Here is a 23,426-nt window from a genome sequence, read left to right on the forward strand (position 1 = left end):
CCTTCCTATCGCCCAGGCGTTAAGCAGGGGCCCCGCCTTACGCTCAGTTCAGCCCGCAGGCGGCCAGCGCGTCCAGGTTCGGCCGCTGCGCGCCGACCCGGTTGAAGGCGATCTCGATCCGGTCCAGCGCGGCGCCTCGCTTGCTCTTCAGCGGCCCGAGGATCGCGTTGTCGATGAAGGCCGGTCCGCCCTCGGGCCGGACCGCGAGCCGGGCCAGGCGGGCGTTCGCCTCGGCGATCTGCTTGTCCAGGTTGGCCAGTTCGGCCTGCACCTGACCGGCGGCCGCCGCCGGGACGGCGGGGAGTTGCACGCCGGGGCAGTTCACGGTCCGGGCCTGCCCGACCGCCGCCCCGCCGTTCTGCGCCCCGCCGTTTTGTGCGCCGCCGTTCTGCGCGCCGCCGGTGGCCCCGCCCTGGGCGGCGCCGCCGTTGACGGCGCTCGGTACGCCGGCCGCGTTGAGCCCGCAGCCGGCCAGCGCGTCCAGGTTCGGCCGTTGCGCGCCGATCCGGTTGAAGGCGATCTCGATCCGGTCCAGCGCGGCGGTGCGCTTGGCCTTCAGTGGTCCGAGGATGGCGTTGTTGACGAAGTTCGCCCCGCCCTCGGGCTTCACGGCCTGCCGGGCCAGCCGCTCGTTCTGCCGGGCGATCTCCCGGTCCAGGTTGGCCAGTTCCCGCTCCACCTCGGCGTTCGCGGCCGCCGGCACCGCGGGCAGCTTGTCGCGTACGGTCGGGCAGTTCACGGTCTGCGCGGCCGAGGCGGCCCCGCCGCCGTTGGTGTCGGCGGACGCCAGTTGCAGCCCGCCGGCGAGCAGCAGCGCCGCGAGGGCGCCCACCCCGCCGAGTTTCAGGACCGCGTTGTTGCGCGTACCCCTGGCCATGCACCTCTCCTTTGGTCGACCTGGAGGGCCGGTGCGGCATCGGTGCCGCGCCGCCGCTCCGCGGTGCGAAGTGAGACGCGGGGATCGCCTCTCGTGCCCGCGCCGGCATCGCGGCTCCGGACGATCTCCCTGTCAGGCATGGATACGGGTGCGGGCGTCGGATCGTTCAGCCTCCGGTGATCCGATTGACCGGATCGAGGTACGTCAGTAGCCTGCGAGTGAAAGCGCTTTCTTCGCGGGAGACGCGACGGGTCCGTCGAGCACGGACGTCCGGGGCAGGAAGGCCCGCCGACGGCACCGACCGGGCATCGGTGCCGGTGCCGGCGTGGCGCCGAACCACACCACCCGCAGGAGAACCCCCATGATCAACCGACGGCGCCGTACGGCGTTGTGGACGTCCGCCGCCGCGGCGGGGACGCTCGTCGCCTCCGGCCTCGCCATCGGCGCGACCGCCGCCCAGGCGGCCGCCGGCTGCCGGATCGACTACGCGGTCACCGCGCAGTGGTCCGGCGGCTTCACCGCCAACGTCAACCTCACCAACCTCGGTGACCCGCTCAACGGCTGGGCCGTCACCTGGTCCTTCGCCGCCGGGCAGACCGTCAGCCAGGCCTGGGGCGCCGACATCACCCAGTCCGGCGCGTCGGTCCGGGCCGCCAACGTCAGCTACAACGGCAGTCTCGGCACCAACGCCACCACCTCGTTCGGCTTCAACGGCGGCTGGAACGGCGCCAGCAACCCGAAGCCGACGTCGTTCGCGGTCAACGGCGTCGCCTGCACCGGCGGCGCGATCCCCACCGACCCGGGGGCGACCAGCACCCCACCGCCGGGCCCGACGACCCCGGCCCCCACCACGCCGGCCCCCACCGCCGCGCCGCCGACGACCCCGCCGCCGACCGGCGGAGCGGTGTACGCCGCGCCGAACGGAACCGCGGGCGCGGCCGGCACCCAGGCGAACCCCACCACGGTCGCCGCGGCGATCACCCGGGTCGGCGCGGGCGGAACCGTCTACCTGCGTGGCGGCACCTACAACCTGGCCCAGACGGTCACCGTCGCCGCCGGCAACGACGGCACCTCGAGCGCCCGCAAGAACCTGTACGCGTACCCGGGCGAGACGCCGATCCTCAACTTCTCCGCGATGGGCGAGGACCCGGCCAACCGCGGGCTCGCGCTGAACGCGTCCTGGTGGCACGTGCGGGGGATCGTGGTCGAGCGCGCCGGGGACAACGGCATCTTCGTCGGCGGCAGCAACAACGTCATCGAGCGGACGGTGACCCGGTTCAACCGCGACTCCGGCCTGCAACTGTCCCGGATCTCGTCCAGCACCCCGCGGGACCAGTGGCCCGCCAACAACCTCATGGTCAGCGTCGAGTCGCACGACAACGCCGACTCCGACGGCGAGGACGCCGACGGGTTCGCCGCCAAGCTCACCGTCGGCGGCGGCAACGTCTTCCGGTACGCCGTGTCGCACCACAACATCGACGACGGCTGGGACCTCTACACGAAGACCGACACCGGCGCGATCGGCGCGGTGACCATCGAGGACTCCCTGTCGTACAACAACGGCACGCTGAGCAACGGCACCCAGAACACCAACGGCGACCGCAACGGCTTCAAGCTCGGCGGCGAGGACATCGCGGTCAACCACACCGTCCGGCGCACCATCGCCTACCGCAACGGCAAGCACGGCTTCACCTACAACCGGAACCCCGGCACGATGACGATCTCCAACAACCTGAGCATCGACAACACCGAGCGCAACTTCTCGTTCGACGCCGGCACCTCGGTCTTCCGCGGCAACACGTCCTGCCGCAGCGGCAGCGGCTCGAACGACAAGACGGTCGGCAACGTCGACGCCTCGAACCAGTTCTGGTCCGGCGCCAACGGCTCCCGCTGCGCCACCTACGCGGGTGCCCTGGGCTGGTCCTTCGCCGCCGACGGCCGCCTGACCGTCACCCTGGCCGGCCGCGTGGTCTCCCTGTAACCCCCGCCCACCCCGCCGATCTTGCAGTTGCTGCCCCGACAAACTCGACCAAGACGTACGAGTCGAGGGCCGCAACCGCAAGATCGGCGCCGGTGGTCGGCGGGCGCGCGAGAGGTGACGTTGAAAAGCAGCGGCGGGTTGACAGGGTGATTGGGGGTTAGGTTAGCCTAACCTTTGTGACGAGCGGAACGGTGCGGGCCGACGGCCTGCGGGGCAGTGTGCTGCGGCTGGGCTACCACGGGACCACGGTGGTGCACGACGCCGACATCGCGCTGCGACCGGCGGCGGTGACCGCCCTGGTCGGCCCGAACGGCAGCGGCAAGTCGACGCTGCTGCGCGGGCTGGCCCGCCTGCACCCGCTGGAGCACGGCGAGATCGTGCTCGCCGACGGCACCCCGGCCCGGACGCTGTCCGCCCGCGACTTCGCCCGCCGGGTCACCCTGCTGGCGCAGAGCCGCCCCACCCCGAGCGGGGTCACCGTCCGAGACGTGGTCGGCTACGGCCGGCACCCGTACCGGCAGCGGTGGCGGGCCGGCGACCCGGACGGGCCGGCGGCGATCGACCGGGCCATGGCGGTGACCGGCGTCGACGCCATGGCGGCCCGGCCGGTCGACGAGCTGTCCGGCGGCGAGCTGCAACGGGTCTGGCTGGCCACCTGCCTGGCCCAGGACACCGCGGTGCTGCTGCTGGACGAGCCCACCACGTTCCTCGACCTGCGCTACCAGGTGGAGATCCTCGACCTGGTCCGGGAACTCGCCGACACCGCCGGCGTCGCCGTCGGCGTGGTGCTGCACGACCTCAACCAGGCCGCCGCCGTCGCCGACGAGGTCGTGCTCCTGCACGGCGGGCGGGTGCGCGGCACCGGCACGCCGCGCGAGGTGCTCACCGAGGCGGCGCTCACCGAGGCGTACGGCATCCGGGTCGAGGTGACCGTCGACCCGGTCACCGGCCTGCTCTCCACCCGCCCCGTGGGCAAACACCACAAGTCCTGACTACAGAAGAGAAACCGATGTTGCGTACCCGAATCACCCTGCTGGTCGCCGCCGCGACCGCGCTGCTGGTCGCCGGCTGCGGCACCACCGAGGCGCCCGCCGCCGCCCCGTCCACCTCCGGCGCCGCCGTCACCGGCCCGGTCACCGTCACCGACAGCCGCGGCAAGGCGATCACCCTGAAGAACCCGGCCGCCAAGGTCGTCGGCCTGGAGTGGGGCGAGGTCGAGATGCTCGTCGGCCTCGGCGTGATGCCGGTCGGCGTGGCCGACCCCAAGGGGTACGCCACCTGGGTCACCGCCGCGCCGCTCGACCCGGGCGTCAAGGACGTGGGCACCCGGGGCGAGCCGAGCGTCGACGCCGTCGTGGCGCTCCAGCCGGACCTGGTGGTGATGGAGGCCGAGCGCGGCGCGGCCATCGTCGCCCAGTTGGAGAAGTACGTGCCGGTGCTGGTCACCAAGGGCAGCGACGCGAGCGACAACCTCGGCCGGATGCGGTCCGACCTCACCATGATCGCCACCGCGACCGGGCGCACCGCGCAGGCGGAGAAGCTGCTCGCCGACTTCGACGCCGCGCTCGCCGACGGCCGCAAGAAGATCGCCGACGCGGGCGCCGCGGGCCGGCAGTTCGCCTTCGCCGACGGCTGGAAGGAGGGCAGCACCGTCTCGATCCGGATGTTCGGCCAGGGCGCGCTCGTCTCCCAGCTCGGCATCTCGCTCGGCCTGAAGAACGCCTGGACCGGCAAGACCGACGCGATGTGGGGCCTGGGCCAGACCGACGTCGAGGGGATGACCGTCCTCAAGGGTCAGGACCTGCACTTCTTCTACAACGCCTCGGACGGGCAGGACGTCTTCGCCGACGGTCTCGCCGGCAACGCGATCTGGCGGTCGCTGCCGTTCGTGCAGCAGAACAAGCTGCACAAGATGCCAAACGGCATCTGGACGTTCGGCGGCACCCTCTCCGCGAAGCAGTACGTCGACCAGCTCGTCGCCGTCTACACCGCCTGACCTCCGATGATCACCACCGTTCGACCGGAGCCGGCCACCCGGCCGGCCCCGGTCGGGCCACCCCCCACCCGTCGCCGGGTCGCCGGCGCGTTCCTGCTCGCCGCCGTGCTGCTCACGGCGATCACCGCGGTGCACCTCACCCAGGGCACCTCGACGGTCGGGGCGGCGGACCTGCTCCGGCTGCTCACCGGCGCCGACGACGAGACCGCCCGGGTGCTGGTGGCCTCCCGGCTGCCGCGCCTGCTCACCGGGCTGGCCGTCGGTGTCGCGCTCGGCTTCGCCGGCGCCGCCCTGCAGTCGACCACCCGCAACCCGCTCGCCTCGCCGGACACGCTCGCCGTCAACGCCGGCGCGCACCTGGCGATCGTGTCCACCGCCGCGTTCGGCATCGCGCTGCCCGCGTTGCCCGCGGGCGGGCTCGCGTTCTGCGGCGGGCTCGTCGCGGCCGGCCTGGTGATGCTGCTGTCGACCGGCGGCCAGGCCGCGACCACCCGGCTGATCCTGGCCGGCTCGGCCACCGCGATGGCGCTCGCCTCGCTCACCATGCTGCTCCTGCTGCTCTTCGAACAGGCCACCATCGGGCTGTTCGCCTGGGGCAACGGCTCGCTCGTGCAGGGCGACCTGGTGGCGTTCACCCAACTCGCCCCGGTGGTCGCGGTCGCCGCGCTGGTGCTCGTCGCGCTCGGGCGCCGGCTGGACCTGCTCGCCCTCGGCGACGACACCGCCACCGTGCTGGGGCTCGACGTGCGCCGGACCCGGCTGTCCGTGGTGCTGCTCGCGGTGCTGCTCTCCGCCGCCGCGGTCACCCTGGCCGGGCCGATCGGCTTCGTCGGCCTCGCCGCGCCGGTCATCGTCCGGCTGCTCGGCCGCTGGGTGCCCGAGGTCCACCGGCACCGGGTGCTGCTGCCGCTGTCCGGCATGGTCGGTGTGGTGATCGTGCTCGGCTCCGACGTGCTGCTGCGGGCCGTGCTCGGCGGTCAGGCCGGCGTGGACGTGCCGACCGGCGTGGTCACCACGCTCTTCGGCGCGGTGCTGCTGGTCTGGCTGGCCCGCCGGCACCGCGACGCCGGTCCCACCCGGCAGCCGCCGGGCGGCCACGCGGCCGTACGCTCCGGCGCGTTCCACACCGCCGTGGTCGCCGCCTGCGCGGTGGCGTGCGTGGCAGCGGTGGTGCTCGGCATGCTGGCCGGGGACACCATGGTGCTGCTCGGCGACGTGGTCAACTGGGTGCGGGGGAACACCGGGCCGGCGTACACCTTCGTGCTGGACACCCGCTGGCCGCGCGTCGCGGCGGCGGCGCTGGCCGGCGCGGCGCTCGCGCTGGCCGGCACCACCGTGCAGGCGGTGTGCCGCAACCCCCTCGCCGAGCCGGGCATCCTCGGCATCACCGGCGGCGCCGGGATCGGCGCGGTCTCGCTGCTGACGTTCGCCCCGACGGCCGGTGTGCTCGCGCTCTCCGGCGCCGCCGGGCTCGGCGCGGTCGTCGCGTTCACGCTGGTCTACGGCCTGGCCCGACGTCGCGGGCTCAACTCCGACCGGCTCGTGCTGATCGGCTTCGCGGTCTGGCAGGGCGGCGCGGCGGTGATCACGTTCATCGTCGTCTCGTCCGACCCGTGGAACACCGGCAAGGCCCTGACCTGGCTGTCCGGCTCCACCTACGGGCGTACCGCCGAACAGGTGCTGCCGGTGGCGCTGGCGCTGCTGGTCGCCGTTCCGGCGGTCGCCGCGGTCCGCCGGGAGTTGGACCTGCTGGCGTTGGACGACGACACGCCCCGGGTGCTCGGGGTGCGGTTGGAGCGCGCCCGGTTGGTCGCGCTCGGCCTGGCGGCGCTGCTCACCGCCACCGCCGTGTCGGCGGTCGGCGTGATCGGCTTCGTCGGCCTGGTCGCGCCGCACGCGGCGCGGGCGCTGGTCGGCGGCCGGCACACCCGCGTGCTGCCGGTCGCGGTGCTGCTCGGCGCCACCCTGGTCAGCCTCGCCGACACGCTCGGGCGCACCGTCATCGCGCCCGCGCAGGTCCCGGCCGGCCTGGTCACCGCGCTGATCGGCACTCCCTACTTCGTCTGGCTGCTGTGGCGCTCCCGCGCCGCCCACCGATGACATCGAAAGGAGACGTCACATGACCAGTACCGTGGCCCTCGCGCCGTGGCGCGTCTTCACCGTCGAGGTGCGCGCGTTGCGCCGGCTCGGCCCGTCGTTCCTACGGGTGACGTTCACCGGCGCGGACCTGGACCGGTTCGCCGACAACGGGTACGACCAGCGGATCAAGGTGGCGTTGCCGGTCGCCGACGGGGTGCCGGTGGAGTTGCCCGACGGGCCGGACTGGTACCAGCGCTGGCGGGTGCTGCCGGCGGACCGGCGCAACCCGATCCGCACCTACACGGTCCGGGCGGCCCGCCCCGAGGCGTGCGAGGTGGACGTGGACCTGGCGTTGCACGGCGACGGCGGCCCGGCGACCCGCTGGGCGCGGCGGGCCCGCCCCGGTGACCGGCTGGCGCTGGTCGGCCCGGACGCCGGCTGGCCCGGCGAGCACGGCGGCGTCGAGTTCCGGCCGCCCGCCGGTGCGACGCTGCTGCTGGCCGGCGACGAGACCGCCGCGCCGGCGATCTGCGCGATCCTGGACCGGTTGCCGGCCGACGCGCACGGCCACGCCCTGGTGGAGGTCCCGGAGGCGGGCGACGTGCTGCCGTGCCGGGTGCCGGCCGGGGTCACCGTGACCTGGCTGCCCCGGGCCGGCGCCCCGCACGGCGCCCGTCTCACCCCGGCCGTGACGGCGCTCGCCGCCCGGCTGCTGCCCGCCCCGGTGGAGCCGCCGGCTGGGGCGCCGCCGGCCGGCCCGCCGCCGGCCGACGTGGACGTCGACCGGGAGATCCTCTGGGAGGTGCCGGAGCGGCCCGACGGCGCGGCGCTCTACGCCTGGCTGGCCGGCGAGGCGGGGATGATCCGGGGACTGCGCCGGCACCTGGTCACCGACCGTGGGCTCGACCGGAGGGCCGTGGCGTTCATGGGCTACTGGCGCGCCGGCCGGGCCGAGTGCTGACCGGTCACTCCCGCAGCGTCTCGCCGGGCGACCGGCCGTACGTCTCGCGGTAGGCGGCGGCGAAGCGGCCGGGGCTCGCCCAGCCCCAGCGGAGGGCGATGCGGGCGACCGTGTCGGCCCCGCCCGGTTCGGCGGCCAGCAGGTCCCGGTGCGCCCGGTCCAGCCGCACCCGACGCAGGTAGGCGAGTGGACTCTGGCCGACGTGTCGCTGGAACGCGGCCTGCAGACCGCGTGGCCCTACGCCGCAGGCGGTGGCGACCTGGGGCACGGTGATCGGCTCAGCGGCGCGCTCGTGCAGGTAGGCCTGGGCGCGGCGGACCACGGCCGACGCGACCTGCCTCGGCTGCGGCACGTAGGCGGCGGTCATGGTGGTGTTGGGGAAGACCGCGAGCGCGGTAGTCGCCACCAGACCGATCAGGGACGCCCGCACCAGCGGTTGGTCGAGGCCGTCGTCGCCCGTGCGGTGCAGGAACACCGACAGCCGTGCCCAGCCCCGCGCCATGCCGGCCGACACCGGCGCCAGGCCCAGGAACCGGAAGTCGCGTTCAGGGATCCCCGTCCGGGCGGCGGCGACCGTCGCCACCTGCGCGTGCGGCAGCCGGATCATGGTGCCGACCACGTCGGTCCAGCCCAGCACCGACGGGCGGGTGGGGTAGCGGGCGACGGTCCCGGCCGGCGCCAGTAACTCCTCGTCACCGTCGCGGAACCGGAACCGGCCGCGCAGCACGTGCACGGTCATGAAATCGGGGTACGGCCCGGTGCGCGCCTGAGCGTCCATCGAGTGCACGATCCGGTCCAGGCCGAGCGGCCCGGCCTGCACGGTGCGCAACAGGAAGCGGAAATCACGTCGCGAACCGGCGAAACGCGGCCGGTGTTCGGCGTACGCCTCGGCGATGGCGTGGTGGGCGACGTCGGGCTCCCGGGTGCTCAGTTCATGTCGCCGCGTCGCCGTGGCGTTCGCTCCGCTCATCATGGACTGTCTCTCCGTCCGGTCGGGGACCTGCTCCGACAGGATCGGACGAGGGGGACGTCACCGACGGACCCGCTGTGCGGTCAGTCCCACAGGGTCTCGCTGGGCTGCCGGCCGTACTCCTCGCGGTAGGCGGCGGCGAAGCGGCCGGGGTTCGCCCAGCCCCAACGGCGGGCGACGGCGGCCACCGTCGCACCCTCGGCCGGGTCGGCGGCGGTCAGGTCGCGGTGGGCGCGGGCGAGCCGGACCTGGCGCAGATAGGTCAGCGGGCTCTGGCCGACGTGCCGCTGGAACGCGGCCTGCAACGCGCGTGCCCCGACGCCGCAGGCGGCGGCGACCTGGGCCACGGTCACCGGCTCGGCGGCGTGCTCGTCGAGGTACGCCCGGGCGCGGCGCACCACGGCCGGTGCTACGCGGCTCGGCTGTGGCAGGTAGCCGGCCGTCATGGTGGTGTTCGGGAACACCGCGAGCGCGGTGGTCGCCGCCAGGTCGACCAGGGACGCCTGCACCAGCGGCTGCCCCAGTGCGTCGTCGGACAGCCCGTGCAGGAACGACGACAGCCGTACCCAGGCCTGAACCATCGCGGGCGAGACCGGCGTGGGCCCCAGGAATCGGAAGGTCGGCGGAGCGGGTTCCGCTCGAACGGCCGCGACCAGCGCCACCCGCTCGATCGGTAGCCGGACGACCATGCCGCTCAGGTCGGTCCAGGACACCCACGACGGGGTGGGCGCGGAGGTGCGGACGCTGCCCGGTGGCGTCCGCACATCTGCCTGTCCGGAGGCGAGCCCGAGCCGACCCCGCACCACGTGTACGGCCATGAAGTCGGCGTACGGCCCGGTCTGCGAGCGGGCCTCCATCAGGTGCGCCATCCGGTCGAGACCGAGCGGGCCGGCCTGCGTGGTCCGGAGCGCGAAACGGAAGTCGTGGCGAGGGCTGCCGAGGATCGCCTGATGCCCGGTCAACGCGAGGATGGCCTGACATGCGACATCCGGTTCGCGGGTGACCAGCTCGTGTCTGACCACCGGCACGATGTCTGCCCCGGTGGTCATCGGCGGCCCTTCCGTCCGGTGGCGGCGCCTGCGGCGAGGGATGGATCCGCGGCGCGTCGCCGGCGGACTCGTTGCCCGGTCACTTTCGTAGCGTTTCGCTGGGATGCTCGCCGTAGGCTTCCCGATAGGCGACCGCGAAGCGGCCGGGGCTGCTCCAGCCCCAGCGGCGGGCGATTCCGGCGACCGTCGCGCCGCGGGCCGGGTCGACCGCGACGAGGTCGCGGTGGGCGCGGGCGAGGCGGACCTGGCGCAGGTAGGCCAGCGGGCTGTGGCCGAGGTGCCGTTGGAAGGCCGCCTGCAGCCCGCGTGGCCCGACGCCGCAGGCGGCGGCGACCTGCGCCACGGTGATCGGTTCGGCCGCGTGCTCCTCCAGGTAGGCCTGCGCGCGGCGGACCACCGACGGCGCCACCCGGCGGGGCTCCGGCACGTACGAGGCGGTCATCGTGGTGTTGGGAAAGACCGCGAGCGCGGTGGACGCGATGAGGTCGGTCAGGGACGCCCGCATCAGCGGCTGGTCGAGGCCGGCGTCGGGCAGGACGGACAGCCGGTGCAGGAATGTGGACAGGTGCGCCCAGGCGTCGGACATCGCCGGTGAGACCGGCGCCAGGCCGAGGAAGCGGAAGCCGTGCGGTGGGGCCTCGACCTGGCGGTCCGCGGTCCGGGCCACCTGCTCCAGCGGCACCTGGATGACGGTGCCGACCACGTCCACCCAGTGCAGCACCGACCGGCGAAGCGGGTAGCGGCCGACGCCGCCGGCCGGCACCAGCAACTCCCGCTCCCGGTCGACGAACCGGAACCGGCCACGGACCAGGTGCACGGCCATGAAGTTGGAGTGCGGACCGGACTCCGTCCACGCATCCATGGTGTGGGCGGCCCGGTGCACCGCGAGCGGGCCGGCTCGCACGACACGCATGGCGAAGCGGAAGTCGCGCCGGTTGCCGCGGAAACGCGGCCGGTGCTCGCCGCACACCCCGGCAATGGCCTCGCGGGCGACGTCGGGGTCCCTGGTGGACAGTTCGGTTCGCCAGACCGGTGGGGAGTCGGTCACGGATTCCGCTCCGGCGGCACCACCGCTCCCGCCCCGCGCAGCGTGTCGCCGGGGTGACAGCCGTACGTGTCGCGGTATGCCCGGGCGAACCGCCCGGCGTGCGCCCAGCCCCACCGGCGGGCCGTCTCCGCGACGGTCTGCCCCGGGTGGGACTGCGCCAGGTCCCGGTGCGCCCGATGCAGCCGGACCGTGCGCAGGAACGCCATCGGGCTCTGCCCGTGGTGCCGCTGGAACGCCACCTGCAAGGCGCGTGGGCCGACCTCGCAGGCCGCGGCGATGCGCGCGACGGTCAGTGGTTGCCCGGCGTGCGCCTCGATGTAGTCGGCGGCCCGGCGTACCAAGGCGGGGCGCAGGCCCGGCGGCCCGGGCAGGTAGGGCTGGGTCATGGTGCTGTTGGGGAACACCGACACGGCGGTGGCGGCAGCCAGGTTCATCAGTTCGGCGCGGACCAGCGTGCTGTCCGCCACGGTGTCGTCGGCCAGATGGCGCCGCAGGAACGCCGCCGTCGACTGCCACAGCACGGTCAGCGTGGGGGAGAGCGGCGCCAGCGCGGTGAACCGGAATTCCGCGGTGGGCAGGCCGGTACGGGTGGCGGCGACCTCCGCGATCCGGGGCATCGGCAGCCGGACCACGGAGGCGGACACGTCCTCGGCGAGGAGGGTCGAGGCCGCGTCGGGGAAGCGACCGGTCGCGTTCGGGCCGAGATACAGCTCCTCCTGCCGGTTGAGGAAACCGTAGCGGCCCTGCCTCACGGTCACGGCGGCGAAGCCGGAATAGGGCTGCGTATCGGTACGCAGGCGCAGCGTGTACCGGGTCTCGTGGATCTCCAGATCGTCCGCGACGACGGAACTGCGCCGGTAACGGAACTGGTCGCGGCGTCCGGAGATACGGGCCCGGTGATCCCCGTACGTGCGCGCGATGAGGTGGTGGGCGCGTTCGGGGTCGTCCGTCTCGATGACGTGACGGGTCGCGGGTCGTCGCGTGACGGCACGGTCCGTCCACTGCACGCTCATGTGTCACCTCTCGGTGAGCCGATCCGGGTCGTCCGCCAGATTGAACGGGCTACGTGCCGGTCGGCAACGGTAGTCCGGAGATGTCGCGACGAGCGCGACACGCCGAGCGGAACAGCCGATCCGCTTTCCGCAACGGGCTGGTCGCTTCGCGAATGACAGTGCCGGGGTGCGCGGTCTGTGCCGTTCATCGACCGGTAACAACACGGTTGCCCGCCACGCGGGCCGAGGGTCGTCGCGGTCGACCTTCTTCGGAAGAGTGTCTTTCTGGTTGCGCGTCGCCGCGGGTCGAATTGTCGGCTACCCGACTCTTCCGCGTTCCGGGGCGGCGCTCCTCCCCGGCCCTAACGTCTGCCCTGTCCGAGCCGCCGTCCCTGGCTCGGTGGATACGGCCGGCCGACCGGAGTCAGGCGACGATGCCGACCCCGGTCGGCCGGTCCCGGGCCCGCCGTCCCGGCCGTCGAATGCGCGCTGTGGTTCGCCCGACGCAGAGGAGTGCCCAGCCGTGACCGACCTCATTCCGCGTCCCACCGACCGCGACGTGGCGTACGGCGTCGTGCTGGGTCTGGACCCGGTCGGCCCCCGGCCGGCCGGGCGGTCCGGTCCGGCGCCGCCCCCGCTCGTCGCCCTGGAGCGCGCGGTGCTGCCGGCGTTGCGCCGGCCGCCCTGCCTGGTCAGCTTCTCCGGCGGGCTCGACTCGTCCCTGGTGCTGGCGATCGCCGCCCGGGTGGCGCGGCGGGAGGGACTGCCCGATCCGGTGCCGATGACCTGGCGGTTCACCGACGCGCCCCGGGCGTACGCGACGTCCTGGCAGGCGAAGATCATCGCTGAGCTGGACCTGGCCGGGCAGTGGCAGATCCTCCAGGCCGGCGACGACCTCGATCTGGTCGGGCCGGTCGCCCGCCGGTTGCTGACCCGCTACGGCCTGCTCCACCCGCCGAGCCAGCACCTGCACCTGCCGATCGTGGAGCTGGCCCGGGGCGGCGCGCTGCTGACCGGCATCGGCGGGGACCAGATCCTCGCCGGCTGGCGCCGGCGGCCCGCGTCGCTCCGGGACCGCCTCGGCCGGCGACGCCGGCCGCCGGACCCGTTCCCCTGGTTGCGGCCGGAGGCGGCCCGGCGGGCGCACCGCGCGGTCCGCGCCGAGCAGCGCGCCGAGCCGCACCGACTGGCCCGGCGGATCGCCTGGCACCTGAGCCGCCGGGACCTGACGCTGGCTCGGCTCGGCCTGGCCGCCGTGGCCGCCGACCACGACGTGCTGGCCGTGTCGCCGTTGGCCGGGGACGGGTTCGCCGCTGCCCTGGCCGCGCGGCACGGGCGGCTGCGGTCACCGTCGCGCGGCGAACTGCTGGCGGTGATCGCCGACGCCGCGCTGCCGCCGGTGATCACCGCACCCCGCCGGGCGGCGACCCTCGACGAGGTGTTCCTCCGGTCGGCCACCCGGGAGCTGGTGCGCGACTGGGACGGCAGCGGGGTCGACGACTCGCTGGTCGACGTGCGGGCGCTGCGCCGGGTGTGGTCGACGTGGCCGATCGGCGCGGGCACGGCGGCGCTGGTGCAGCAGGTGTGGCTGGCCGGGCTGTCGGCCGTGCCGGGACGACCCGATCTGGAGGCACCGAGGTGAACAGCGACATGTCCATCGTGTACCGGGTGCGCGGCGATCGCGTTGCCTGGCGAACGAACGGTGACGAGACGGTGTTGTTGGACGTCGGTCAGTCGGTCTACTTCGCGCTGGATCGCTGGGCCACGGCGCTGTGGCCGTACCTGGTGGCGGGCGCCACCGCCGACCAGTTGAGCGACGTGCTCGCCCGCCGCGCGCCGGTGGGGCAGGACCGGGCCGCCGCCGACGTGCGTTCCTTCCTGGCCGACCTGGAGGCGGCCGATCTGGTGGAACACGTCTGACCCCGTACCCACGAACGAGTTGGAGGAGCTGTCATGAGCGACCTGCCCGTGCCGGCGTCGGACGAGGTCCCCGAGGGCTACCGGCCGCCGTGGTTGCGCCGGCTCGGCACGCTGACCGAGCTGACCCAGGGTGCGGCCGACGCCCGCGCGGAGTCCGACGCCCGGCCCGACGTCGAGGACCCGGACTGATCGTCAGGCCGGTGCGAAGCGGGCGATCGGGTTGGCCAGGGTGCCGGCGAACTGGAGCGCGGCGGACGGGTCGGTCAGGTCCACCATCTGCCGGTTGTTCCGCAGTTGCAGCCGGTTGAGGCAGGACAGCGCGAACTCCGGCGCGAACAGGTCGTGCCGGCGCATCCGTTCGGCCAGGTGCGGCACGGTCGCGGCGTAGCCGGTGACGCACTCGGCGACCGTGCGCCAGAAGTCGTCCTGGTCGAGCACGCCTGTCGTGTGCAGGGCGGCGCTCAGGTGCCGCAGGAAGCAGTCGAACACGTCGGTGAAGATGGCCAGGATTTTCTCGTCCTCACCGACGGCCGCCCGGACCCGGCGGACCGGCTCCGGCAGGTCGGCGTCCGGGTCCATCACCACGATCTCCTCGGCGATGTCCTTGAACACCACGCGCTCCACCACGCCGCCGTCCAGCACCAGGATCACGTTCTCGCCGTGCGGCATGAACGCCAGGTCGTAGGCGTACAGGCTGTGCAGCAGCGGCACCAGGTAGGCGTCGAGGTAACGGCGCAGCCAGCGCGCCGGGGCCAGCCCGGACTCCGCGACCAGCGCGCCGGCCAGCGGTCGGCCGTCGCGGTCCAGGTGCAGCAGCGCGGCCATGGTGGCCAACCGCCGCCCGGGCGCGAGCCCGGGGACCGGGCTCTCCCGCCAGAGCGCCGCAAGCATCTTGCGGTACGGGGAGTGCCGGTCGGTCGCCGCCTCGTACTGCCGGTGCCGGTAGCCGATCGCGGCCCGCTCCCGCAGGACGGTCAGCCCGGCGCGGGCGAACACCGGGTCGGCGTCGACCAGCCCGGCCAGCCAGTCGTTGATCGCCGGCGTCGCCTCCATGTACGCCGCGGACAGCCCGCGCAGGAAGCCCATGTTCAGCACCGACAGCGCGGTCTTGACGTAGTGCTTCGCCGGGTCGGTGACGTTGAGGAACGTGCGGATGGACTGCTGCGCCCGGTAGGTGTCCGGCCCCTCGCCGAGGCAGACCAGCCGCCGCCGGGCCACCTCGCCGGCGAACGTGACCGCGAGCCGGTGCCACCACTGCCACGGGTGCACCGGGACGAGCAGGTAGTCGGCCGGGTCGAGGCCGAGCCCGGTGAGCGTGGTGGTGAACCGGTCCAGTGTGTCCGCGCCCAACTCGGCGCGGACCAGCGTGTCGTAGTCCAGGTCGGCGGCGCAGGTGAACGTGGTGTGGTCGCGGTGCGCGGCGAGCCAGAGCAGCCGGACTCCGGCGGCGGTCTCCGGGGCGTACCGGTGGTAGTCGTGCGCGCCGAAGCCGAGCCGGCCGTTGTTGGCCACGAAACACGGGTGGCCCTCGGTCATGCCGCTCTCGACGGCCTGGAAGTCGGCGGCGGCCAGCTCGGCGGCGGTGACCGCCGGCCGGCCCAGCTTGTACGCGGTGCCCGCGAGCGTGGAGGTGATCTCCTCCAGGTAGACCGGCAGGACCGCGTCGGTGAGGCCGAGCGCGTCGCGCAGCTCCAGGCACAGGTCGACCGCGTCGAGCGGCAGCTCGGTGCCGTCGCGGTGCCGGGTGATGCTTGCGGCGTCCACGTGCCAGTGGTCGAGCGCGAGCACCTCGGCGGCGAACCGGTACTCCACCGTGGCGTCGTCGCCGCGCACCAGCCAGCGGCCCGGGCCGGTCGGCTCGGGCGTGAGCAGGCGCTCGTGGGCGAACTCGGCGAGCGCCTTGCGCACCAGCAGCCGGTTGGCGGTCGCCCATGCCTCGGGGTGCAGGTGGGCGACGGATGCGTCCGGGTTCACGGCTGGGCCTCTCCTTCGGTGGCGGTCGGGCGCCCGGTGGCGGCCCGGAACTGCTCGCGGGTGCAGGCGCTGAGCAGCGCGTCTTTCTCCGGCTTGCGGATCTCGCCGAGCACGGTGAACCCGGCGGCGGCGTTGAGCGCGTGCACGGCGGTGTTACGCACGTCCGGCTCCACCACCACCCGGCGGGTCGCCGGGTCGGCGAAGAGCCAGGCCAGCACCGTCGTGATGACCGCCCGGGTGAAGCCGTGCACGGGGGTGTCGGTGGGCGCGCAGAGGAAGTGCATGCCGACGTCGCCGGGCGCCGGGTCGTACAGGTCGACCAGCTCCACCCGGGCCGGGTCGTAGCGTTCGGCCAGGAACGCCGGCCGGCCGAGCCAGGAGCCGAGGTACGCGTCGTGGTGCGGGTGGGCGGCGATCCGCCGGTACTCCTCGGCGACGCCCGCCACGTCGACGTCGGCCATCAGCCAGAACGCCGCCTTCGGGTGGGTGACCCAGCGGTGCAGCAGCGGCGCGTCGGCGTCCGGGTCGAGCGGTCGCAGCGTGAACTCGCCGAGCCGCTCGTCGTCCCGGATGAACTCATTCACGAGAGCGCCCCGAACTGCTGGAACGCGATCGACTTCTCGATCGGGTAGTGCTCGCGGCCGGTCAGCTCCCGGATGATCCACGAGTTGCGGTACGGGCCCATGCCCAGGTCGGGCGAGGTGATGCTGTGTGTGTGCGTGCCGCCGTTCTGCAGGAACACGCCCCGGCCGGTGCGGTCGACGCTGTAGTTGCGGGCCACGTCCAGGCGGCCGTGCGCGTCGAAGCGCAGCCGGTCGCGCACCGGCGTCAGGAACTCCGGCACCCGGTGGCGGTAGCCGGTGGCCAGGATCAGGCCCTCGGTGTCCAGGGTGAACTCGCGCTCCTGCTCGGTGTGGCGCAGCCCGAGCCGGTAGCGGCCGTCGACGTGTTCGGCGTCGACCAGTTCGGTGTTGGTCAGCAGCCGGGTTGGCGTCGGCCCGTGCAGGCTCCGGGCATAGAGCGCGTCGTAGATGTCGTTGATCAGGTCGGCGTTGATGCCCTTGAACAGCGGCTTCTGCGCGGCCTCCAACCGGTAGCGGGTCGCCTCGGGCAGCGCGTGGAAGTAGTCCACGTAGTCCGGTGAGGTCATCTCCAGCGTCAGCTTGGTGTATTCCAGCGGGAAGAACCGCGGCGAGCGGGTGACCCAGGTGAGCTGGTAGCCGTACGTGTCGATGTCGCCGAGCAGGTCGTGGTAGATCTCGGCGGCGCTCTGGCCGCTGCCGACGATCGTGATGCTGCGCTTGGCCCGCAGCGCGTCGCGGTGCTCCCGGTAGCGCGAGTTGTGGATCAGGTCGCCGCCCAGTCCCTGGCAGGCCGGCGGCAGGTACGGCGGGGTGCCGGTGCCCAGCACCAGCCGCCGGGCCCGGTGGGTGACCGGCCCGTCGGGCGTGTCGGCGTGCACCACGTACCGCTCGCCGTCGTGTTCGACCCGGGTGACGGTGTGCCGGAACCGCAGGTTCGGCAGCTTGCCGGCGGCCCAGCGGCAGTAGGCGTTGTACTCGGTGCGCAGCGGGAAGAAGCTCTCCCGGATGTAGAACGGGTAGAGCCGGCCGGTCTCCTTCAGATAGCTGAGGAACGAGTACGGCGAGGTGGGGTCCGCGAGCGTGACCAGGTCGGCGAGGAACGGCGTCTGCAACCGGGTGGATTCGAGCAGCATCCCGGGATGCCAGTCGAAGCCGTCGCGGGCCTCCAGGAACAGCCCGTCGAGGTCGTCGATCGGCGCGGTGAGACAGGCCAGGCCGAGGTTGTACGGGCCCAGGCCGATGGCGATGAAGTCCGACATGCCGCTCCTCAGCCGACCGGGGCCGGCGTGGCGGCGGTGCGGGCGTACCGGGCGGCGTGCCCGGCGATCAGGTCGAGCACGGCGGTGACGTCGTCCACGGTGGTCTCCGGGTTGAGCAGCGTCAGCTTCAGCCAGTGCGCGCCGTCGACCTTGGTGCCGGCGACCAGCGCCGCGCCGGAGGCGGCGAGCGCCTCGCGGGCGTGCAGGTTGGCCTCGTCCACCAGGTGCGGGTCGGCGCCGGGCGGCACGTGTCGGAAGACCACGGTGCTGAGCTGGGAGCGGACCGCCACCTCGAAGCGCCGGTCGGCGTCGAGGCGCCGCCAGACGTCGGCGGCCAGGTCGACGACCTGGTCGAAGAGCGCGCCGACGGCGTCCGGGCCCATGATCCGCAGGGTCAGCCAGAGCTTGCACGCGTCGAAGCGGCGGGTGGTCTGGATGCTCTTGTCGACCTGGTTCGGGATGCCCTGCTCGGCCGCGCGGAGCGGGTTCAGGTAGTCGGCGTGCCAGGTGGCGTGCCGCAGCGTGCGGCCGTCGCGCACCAGCAGCGCGCTGGAGCTGACCGGCTGGAAGAACGACTTGTGGTAGTCGACGGTCACCGAGGCGGCCCGTTCGATGCCGTCGAGCAGGTGCCGGCGGGTGGGGGAGACCAGCAACCCGCAGCCGTACGCGGCGTCGACGTGCAGCCAGACGCCGGCGGCGGTGCAGATGTCGGCGATCTCCGGCAGCGGGTCGATGGTGCCGAAGTCGGTGGTGCCGGCGGTGGCGACGACCGCCATCACCACCTGCCCGTCTCGGCGGCAGCGGTCGATGGTGCGGGCCAGTTCGTCGGTGCGCATCCGGCGGTCCGCGTCGGTGGGCACGGTCAGCACCGCGTCGGCGGCCAGGCCGAGCAGCTTGGCGGCCTTCTGCACGCTGAAGTGGCCGGCGGCGGAGGTGACGATCCGCAGCCGGGCCAGCGCCTCCGGGCGGGCCGGCCGGGTCGCGCCGACCATCCGGCGGTACGCCTCCTCCCGGGCCAGCAGCATCGCCTGGAGGTTGGACTGGGTGCCGCCGCTGGTGAACACGCCGTCGGCGGTGGCGCCGAGGCCGATCCGCGCGGCCGTCCAGTCGATCAGCCGGCGTTCCATGAGCGTGGCGCCGGCGCTCTGGTCCCAGGTGTCCAGGGAGGAGTTGACCGCGCTGAGCACCGCCTCGCCGAGCAGTGCCGGAATGACCACCGGGCAGTTCAGGTGGGCCAGGTAGCGGCGGTGGTGGAACCACACCGCGTCGCGCAGCCACACGTCGTGCAGCTCGTCGAGGGCGGCGTCGGTGTCGCCCAGCGGCCGGTCCAGGTCGATCGCACCGACCAGCGGGGCGAGCGCCTCCGGGGTGACGCCGGTGGCCGGGCGGTCCACCTCGCCGACCCGGCGGGCGACCCGGTCGACGCCGCGCGCGAGCACGTCGCGGTAGCGCTCGACGGTGCCGTCGTGGAACAGGTGGGCGCGTGCGGCGCTGCCGATCGAACTCATGCGACGTCCCGATGGTCGTGCGGACAGGGGCGCGGCGACCGCCGCGCGACGGTCAGATTAGGTTAGGCTCACCTAACTTTCAAGCAAGGGGGTCGGGATGCGTGTCGAGCGGGACCGCTGGGGCGTACCGCAGTTGTGGGCCGACGACGTGGACGAGCTGGCCCGCCTCCAGGGCCGGGTCACCGCGCGCGACCGGGCCTGGCAGCTCGGCGTCGAACGGTGGCGGTCCGAGGGGCGGCTCGCCGCGCACGTCGGCGCCCGCGAGCTGGCCTGGGACCGGTTCGCCCGGCGGGCCCGGCTGGACGACACCGCCCGGCGCTGCCACGAACGGCTCGACCCGGCGACCCGCCGGTGGGTCGACGCGTACGTGGACGGCGTCAACGCCGGTCTCGCCGAGGGCGCCGCCGACGCGCCCGAGTACGCCGCCACCGGCAGCGCGCCCGAGCCGTGGCACCCGTGGACGCCGCTGGGCGTGTTCCTGGTGCAGCACGCGCTCTTCTCGACGTTCCCCAACAAGCTCTGGCACGCGCACGTGGCCCGCACGCTCGGCCCGGACGCGGTCGCCCTGTTCGCCGTGGAGGGACCGGCGTCGTCCGGCAGCAACGCCTGGGCGCTGCCCGCCGGCCCGGCGACCGGCCGCGGCCCGGTGCTCGCCGGCGACCCGCACCGGCTGCTCGAACTGCCCGGCGTCTACCAGCAGATCCGGCTGGCCTGCCCGGAGTTCGACGTGGTCGGGCTGGCGTTCCCCGGCGTACCCGGGTTGCCGCACTTCGGTCACGCCGGCCAGGTGGCCTGGGCCGTCACCAACGCGATGGCCGACTACCAGGACCTCTACCGCGAACAGCTCCGCCGCGACGGCGACCGGCTGCTGGCGCGCGGGCCGTCCGGCTGGACACCGGTCGCGCGGCACGTCGAGGAGATCGAGGTGCGCGGCGGCGACCCGGAGCCGGTCGAGATCGTCGAGACGCCACGCGGGCCGGTGATCGACCACGACCGGGTCACCGGCGAGGCGATCAGCCTGCGCACCCCGAGCCGGGTCGAGGCCCGCCTCGGCGTCGAGGCGCTGCTGCCGCTGCTGCGCGCCCGCCGCGCCGGCGACGTCGCGGACGCGCTGCGCGACTGGGTCGAGCCGGTCAACAGCGTGCTCGCCGCCGACACCGGTGGCGAGGTCCGCCGCCTGGTCGCCGGCCTGGTCCCGGTACGCGACGAGCGGTGCCGCCGCGAGCCGGTGCCCGCCTGGGAGCCGCGATACCACTGGCGCGGCGACCACCTGCCGATGGTGGACGAGCCGGTCGACGGCGTGGCGGTCTGCGCCAACGACCGCCGCCCCGACGTCGCCGCGCACGGGGTGGACTTCGCGCCACCGCACCGCGCCCGGCGGATCCGCGCCCTGCTCGCCGACGGCGTCGAGGCGTCAGCCGTGCACACCGACGCCCACCTTCCGGCGACCGCGCCGCGCCGGCTGCTCCACCGGCTCGATCCGGCCCGGCTCGACGCGCCGGCGCGTACCCTGCGGCACCGGCTGCTGGCCTGGGACGGCGCGATGGCCGCCGACTCGGCCGACGCCGGCGCCCACGCGGCGTGGCGGGCGGCGCTCGCCCGCCGGCTGTGCGCGCACCCGGCGCTGCGCGCGTTGCACGAGCCGTCCGGCTACGACGGGCTGTTCGCGCCCTGGACCGACCCGGCGACGAGGATCGGGCTGGCGCTGGACCACCTGGTCGACGCCGACGCCGACGCCGCGTCGCCCGGCGAGGTCGGGTCAGGTGTCGCGTCGCGCGGGGCCCTCGGCGTCGACGTCCGGGCGCTCGCGGCCGACGCGCTGGTGGAGGTGGCCGCCGGGCCGGCGCCCGAGCCGTGGGGCCGGCGGCACCTGCTGCACCCGGTGCACCTGGGCGTGGTCGCCGCCACCGCCGATGCCGTGCGCGCGGTGGCGCTCGCCGGCGACACCGACTGCGTGCTGGCCACCTCCAGCGTGCCGGGCGTCTCGGACGCCTGCTGGCGCGGCCCGGTCGCCCGCTACGTGTGGGACCTGACCGACCGCGCGGCCAGCCGCTGGATCGTCCCGTTCGGCGCCTCCGGGCGGCCCGGCGACCCGCACTTCACCGACCAACTCGCCCACTGGGCCGCTGGGACACTGATCCCGGTGCCCGCCGGGCCCCCGCGAGAGGACCACCCCGTGATCCACCTGGAACGCCACCCCGACCTCGGTGACCTGGCGCTGGAGCCGGTACGCCCGGACCGGCACGCCGACCTGCTGCACGGCTGGGTGACGCTGCCCCGCAACCGGTTCTGGGGGATGGGCGCGCACACCCGCGACGACGTCCGCGAGGTCTACGCCTTCCTCGACGGGCTGGACACTCACCACGCGTACCTGATCCGGCTCGACGGCGAGCCGGTCGGGCTGTTCCAGACCTACCGACCGGAGGCGGACCCGGTGGGGGAGCGTTACCCGGTGCGGCCCGGCGACGTGGGGATGCACCTGCTGCTGAACCCGCCCCGGCGCTACGCGCGCGGCCTCACCTCGGCCGTGGTTCCCGCGCTGATCCGGTTCCTGCTGCGGGATCCGGCCGCCCGGCGGGTGGTGGCCGAGCCGGACGTCCGCAACGACGCCGCGCTGCGTCGACTGCGGAGGGAGGGTTTCACGTTCGCCGACGAGATCGACCTGCCGGACAAGCGCGCGCAGTTGGCGTTCCTCACCCGGGAGCGGTTCGAGACTGGTGCTCACGTTCCCGGTAGTGATCCGCAGGGAACCCCTGGCTAGCTAACATCCCCCCAAATCGGACAAGCGGGGGAATGATGATCAGAACGTTCAGGGGCCCGTGGCGGCGCGCCGCCGCGGTCGTGGCCGTCGCGGCGCTCACCGCGCCGCTGCCGGTCGCGGTCGCGACGGCCGCGCCCGGCGGCCAACCGCCGCCGCAGCAGGCGCCACGGGCGGTCGGCCCGGTCAACCCGGTCGCGGCGGCGCAGAGCTTCGGGGTGATGACCGAGGGCGACGCCCGGGTGGTCACCAACGAGAACGAGGGCACCATGGCCGTCGGCGGTGACCTCTCCTTCGGCAACTACCAGCTCGCCAACAACACCGCCGGCTCGTTCGTCGTCCCCGGCGACAGCCGACCGACCGCGCTCGTGGTGGGCGGCCGGGTCGACTTCGCCGGCAGCGTGGCGGGCACCCGGCTCCAGGTGCTGTCCCAGGGATACGCCAAGGTCGGGAACCTCACCGGCACGTTCGTCCGGGACACCGACAACAACGGCGCCGCGGTCAACACCCGGATCCTGCCGACGAACGACTACGACGCCTTCCCCCGGGTGGAGCTGACGGTCCGGCAGGAGCCGGCGAACGTCGGTCCGACCTCGCCGATCAACTTCGCCGACGCGTTCGCGTCGTTCCGGTCCACCTCGACCGGGCTGGCCGGCTGCGAGAACACGGTGGTCCTCACCGACCCCAACGGCAACGTCCTGCCCCGGCCCATCCCGCCCGGCAGCAACGCGGTGATCAACCTGACCAGCGGCGTCACCAACGTGTTGAACCTCAGCGCCACGGACCTGAACAACATCGACACGCTGACCTTCCGCGACCAGCCCACCGCGACCACACCACTGCTGATCAACGTGGACACCACGGGCGTCGGGAACACCTTCGACTGGACCGCGCCGAACTTCGCCGGCGTCGGCGGCCAGCAGGCCCAGTACATCCTGATCAACTTCCCGACCGCGACCCGGCTCACGCTCACCGCCGGCGCGCGCACGGTCGAGGGCAGCATCTACGCCCCGAACGCCGACTTCACCGACCTGTCCGCGTCCAACACGGAGGGCAGCGTGATCACCCGTACCCTCGACCACGAGGGCGGCGAGATCCACTACTTCCCGTTCAGCACCACGCTGAGCTGCAACGGCGGTGGCCCGGCCAGCATCGCGCTGGTGAAGTCATCGACCACCGCGCTGATCAGTTCCGTCGGGCAGCAGGTGCCGTACTCGTTCACGGTGGTCAACACCGGTGGCGTCGCACTGACCGGCATCGTCGTCACCGACACGCAGACACCGCCCTCGTCGAACGCGAACCTCGGCCCGATCGCCTGCCAGGACGCCACCCTCGCCCCCGGCGCGTCGACCACCTGCACGGCGACGTACACGGTCACCCAGGCCGACCTGGACCACGGCGGCGTCTCCGACTCCGCCACCGCTCGGGGCACCCCGCCCAGCGGCGCCCCGGTGGTGTCCGAGCCCTCCG

At 73.9% G+C, this 23,426-nt stretch carries 18 protein-coding genes and 2 pseudogenes; 11 read left to right on the forward strand and 9 right to left on the reverse strand.

From position 1 onward, the window contains the following. Positions 1-43 precede the first annotated feature (43 nt). Entirely contained in the window at positions 44-877 is an 834-nt protein-coding gene (locus H1D33_RS06820) for a hypothetical protein (protein ID WP_181568879.1), read from the reverse strand. Positions 878-1,238: 361 nt separating this feature from the next. Between H1D33_RS06820 and H1D33_RS06825 the strand changes: the two genes are divergently transcribed. The 5 genes from H1D33_RS06825 to H1D33_RS06845 all read left to right on the forward strand — a co-directional run bounded on the left by H1D33_RS06825 (position 1,239) and on the right by H1D33_RS06845 (position 7,894). Further along, positions 1,239-2,858, forward strand: coding sequence for a cellulose-binding domain-containing protein (locus H1D33_RS06825; protein WP_181568878.1), 1,620 nt, complete (start codon positions 1,239-1,241; stop codon positions 2,856-2,858). A gap of 191 nt (positions 2,859-3,049) precedes the next feature. Next, the gene (locus H1D33_RS06830) at positions 3,050-3,850 is read left to right on the forward strand and encodes an ABC transporter ATP-binding protein (RefSeq protein WP_181572856.1); all 801 of its coding nucleotides are present in this window, start codon (positions 3,050-3,052) and stop codon (positions 3,848-3,850) included. A 17-nt stretch (positions 3,851-3,867) separates the two neighbouring features. Beyond that, positions 3,868-4,854, forward strand: a complete 987-nt coding sequence (locus tag H1D33_RS06835) for an ABC transporter substrate-binding protein (protein WP_181568877.1) — start codon at positions 3,868-3,870, stop codon at positions 4,852-4,854. 6 nt (positions 4,855-4,860) lie between these two features. Continuing rightward, positions 4,861-6,954, forward strand: coding sequence for an iron ABC transporter permease (locus tag H1D33_RS06840; protein WP_181568876.1), 2,094 nt, complete (start codon positions 4,861-4,863; stop codon positions 6,952-6,954). 19 nt (positions 6,955-6,973) lie between these two features. Continuing rightward, positions 6,974-7,894 carry a siderophore-interacting protein gene (locus tag H1D33_RS06845; RefSeq protein WP_181568875.1) on the forward strand — a complete coding sequence of 307 codons (921 nt, stop codon included), beginning with the start codon at positions 6,974-6,976 and terminating at the stop codon, positions 7,892-7,894. A gap of 4 nt (positions 7,895-7,898) precedes the next feature. Here the strand turns inward: H1D33_RS06845 and H1D33_RS06850 are convergent, their stop codons facing one another. The 4 genes from H1D33_RS06850 to H1D33_RS06865 form a co-directional block, all read right to left on the reverse strand. After that, a complete protein-coding gene (locus H1D33_RS06850; protein ID WP_181568874.1) occupies positions 7,899-8,864 on the reverse strand; it encodes a helix-turn-helix transcriptional regulator in 966 nt (321 codons plus the stop codon). A gap of 83 nt (positions 8,865-8,947) precedes the next feature. Beyond that, a complete protein-coding gene (locus H1D33_RS06855) occupies positions 8,948-9,913 on the reverse strand; it encodes a helix-turn-helix transcriptional regulator (RefSeq protein WP_181568873.1) in 966 nt (321 codons plus the stop codon). A 79-nt stretch (positions 9,914-9,992) separates the two neighbouring features. Then, on the reverse strand, positions 9,993-10,961 hold the full coding sequence (locus H1D33_RS06860) for a helix-turn-helix transcriptional regulator (RefSeq protein ID WP_181568872.1): 969 nt from the start codon (positions 10,959-10,961) through the stop codon (positions 9,993-9,995). After that, positions 10,958-11,974 carry a helix-turn-helix transcriptional regulator gene (locus H1D33_RS06865; protein ID WP_181568871.1) on the reverse strand — a complete coding sequence of 339 codons (1,017 nt, stop codon included), beginning with the start codon at positions 11,972-11,974 and terminating at the stop codon, positions 10,958-10,960. The genes H1D33_RS06860 and H1D33_RS06865 overlap by 4 nt, the downstream gene beginning before the upstream one ends. A gap of 502 nt (positions 11,975-12,476) precedes the next feature. On the opposite strand from H1D33_RS06865, the gene H1D33_RS06870 reads away from it, so the two are divergent. From H1D33_RS06870 to H1D33_RS06880, 3 genes are read left to right on the forward strand one after another with little or no spacing between them, the layout of a single operon-like run. Continuing rightward, entirely contained in the window at positions 12,477-13,595 is a 1,119-nt protein-coding gene (locus H1D33_RS06870; protein WP_181568870.1) for an asparagine synthase-related protein, read from the forward strand. 8 nt (positions 13,596-13,603) lie between these two features. Further along, a complete protein-coding gene (locus H1D33_RS06875) occupies positions 13,604-13,873 on the forward strand; it encodes a PqqD family protein (RefSeq protein WP_181568869.1) in 270 nt (89 codons plus the stop codon). 33 nt (positions 13,874-13,906) lie between these two features. Then, entirely contained in the window at positions 13,907-14,062 is a 156-nt protein-coding gene (locus H1D33_RS06880) for a hypothetical protein (protein WP_181568868.1), read from the forward strand. 3 nt (positions 14,063-14,065) lie between these two features. Here H1D33_RS06880 and H1D33_RS06885 read toward each other — a convergent pair whose 3' ends face one another. From H1D33_RS06885 to H1D33_RS06900, 4 genes are read right to left on the reverse strand one after another with little or no spacing between them, the layout of a single operon-like run. Further along, a complete protein-coding gene (locus H1D33_RS06885) occupies positions 14,066-15,847 on the reverse strand; it encodes an IucA/IucC family protein (protein ID WP_181568867.1) in 1,782 nt (593 codons plus the stop codon). Next, positions 15,844-16,431 carry a GNAT family N-acetyltransferase gene (locus H1D33_RS06890; RefSeq protein WP_181568866.1) on the reverse strand — a complete coding sequence of 196 codons (588 nt, stop codon included), beginning with the start codon at positions 16,429-16,431 and terminating at the stop codon, positions 15,844-15,846. The genes H1D33_RS06885 and H1D33_RS06890 overlap by 4 nt, the downstream gene beginning before the upstream one ends. Next, positions 16,428-17,690 (reverse strand): lysine N(6)-hydroxylase/L-ornithine N(5)-oxygenase family protein, encoded by a 1,263-nt coding sequence (locus tag H1D33_RS06895; RefSeq protein ID WP_181568865.1) that lies wholly within the window; start codon positions 17,688-17,690, stop codon positions 16,428-16,430. The genes H1D33_RS06890 and H1D33_RS06895 overlap by 4 nt, the downstream gene beginning before the upstream one ends. 8 nt (positions 17,691-17,698) lie before the next feature. Then, positions 17,699-19,198 (reverse strand): pyridoxal phosphate-dependent decarboxylase family protein, encoded by a 1,500-nt coding sequence (locus H1D33_RS06900; RefSeq protein WP_181568864.1) that lies wholly within the window; start codon positions 19,196-19,198, stop codon positions 17,699-17,701. Positions 19,199-19,295: 97 nt separating this feature from the next. Here H1D33_RS06900 and H1D33_RS06905 point away from each other — a divergent pair. The 3 genes and pseudogenes from H1D33_RS06905 to H1D33_RS06915 form a co-directional block, all read left to right on the forward strand. Next, positions 19,296-21,344: pseudogene (locus tag H1D33_RS06905) on the forward strand (penicillin acylase family protein); the annotation flags it as partial. Positions 21,345-21,374: 30 nt separating this feature from the next. Continuing rightward, entirely contained in the window at positions 21,375-21,959 is a 585-nt protein-coding gene (locus H1D33_RS06910) for a GNAT family N-acetyltransferase (protein ID WP_246412258.1), read from the forward strand. A 35-nt stretch (positions 21,960-21,994) separates the two neighbouring features. Beyond that, a pseudogene (locus H1D33_RS06915) lies at positions 21,995-23,356 on the forward strand (choice-of-anchor A family protein); the annotation flags it as partial. Positions 23,357-23,426: the final 70 nt, after the last annotated feature.

Source organism: Micromonospora ferruginea (genome assembly GCF_013694245.2).
Lineage (GTDB): Bacteria > Actinomycetota > Actinomycetes > Mycobacteriales > Micromonosporaceae > Micromonospora > Micromonospora robiginosa.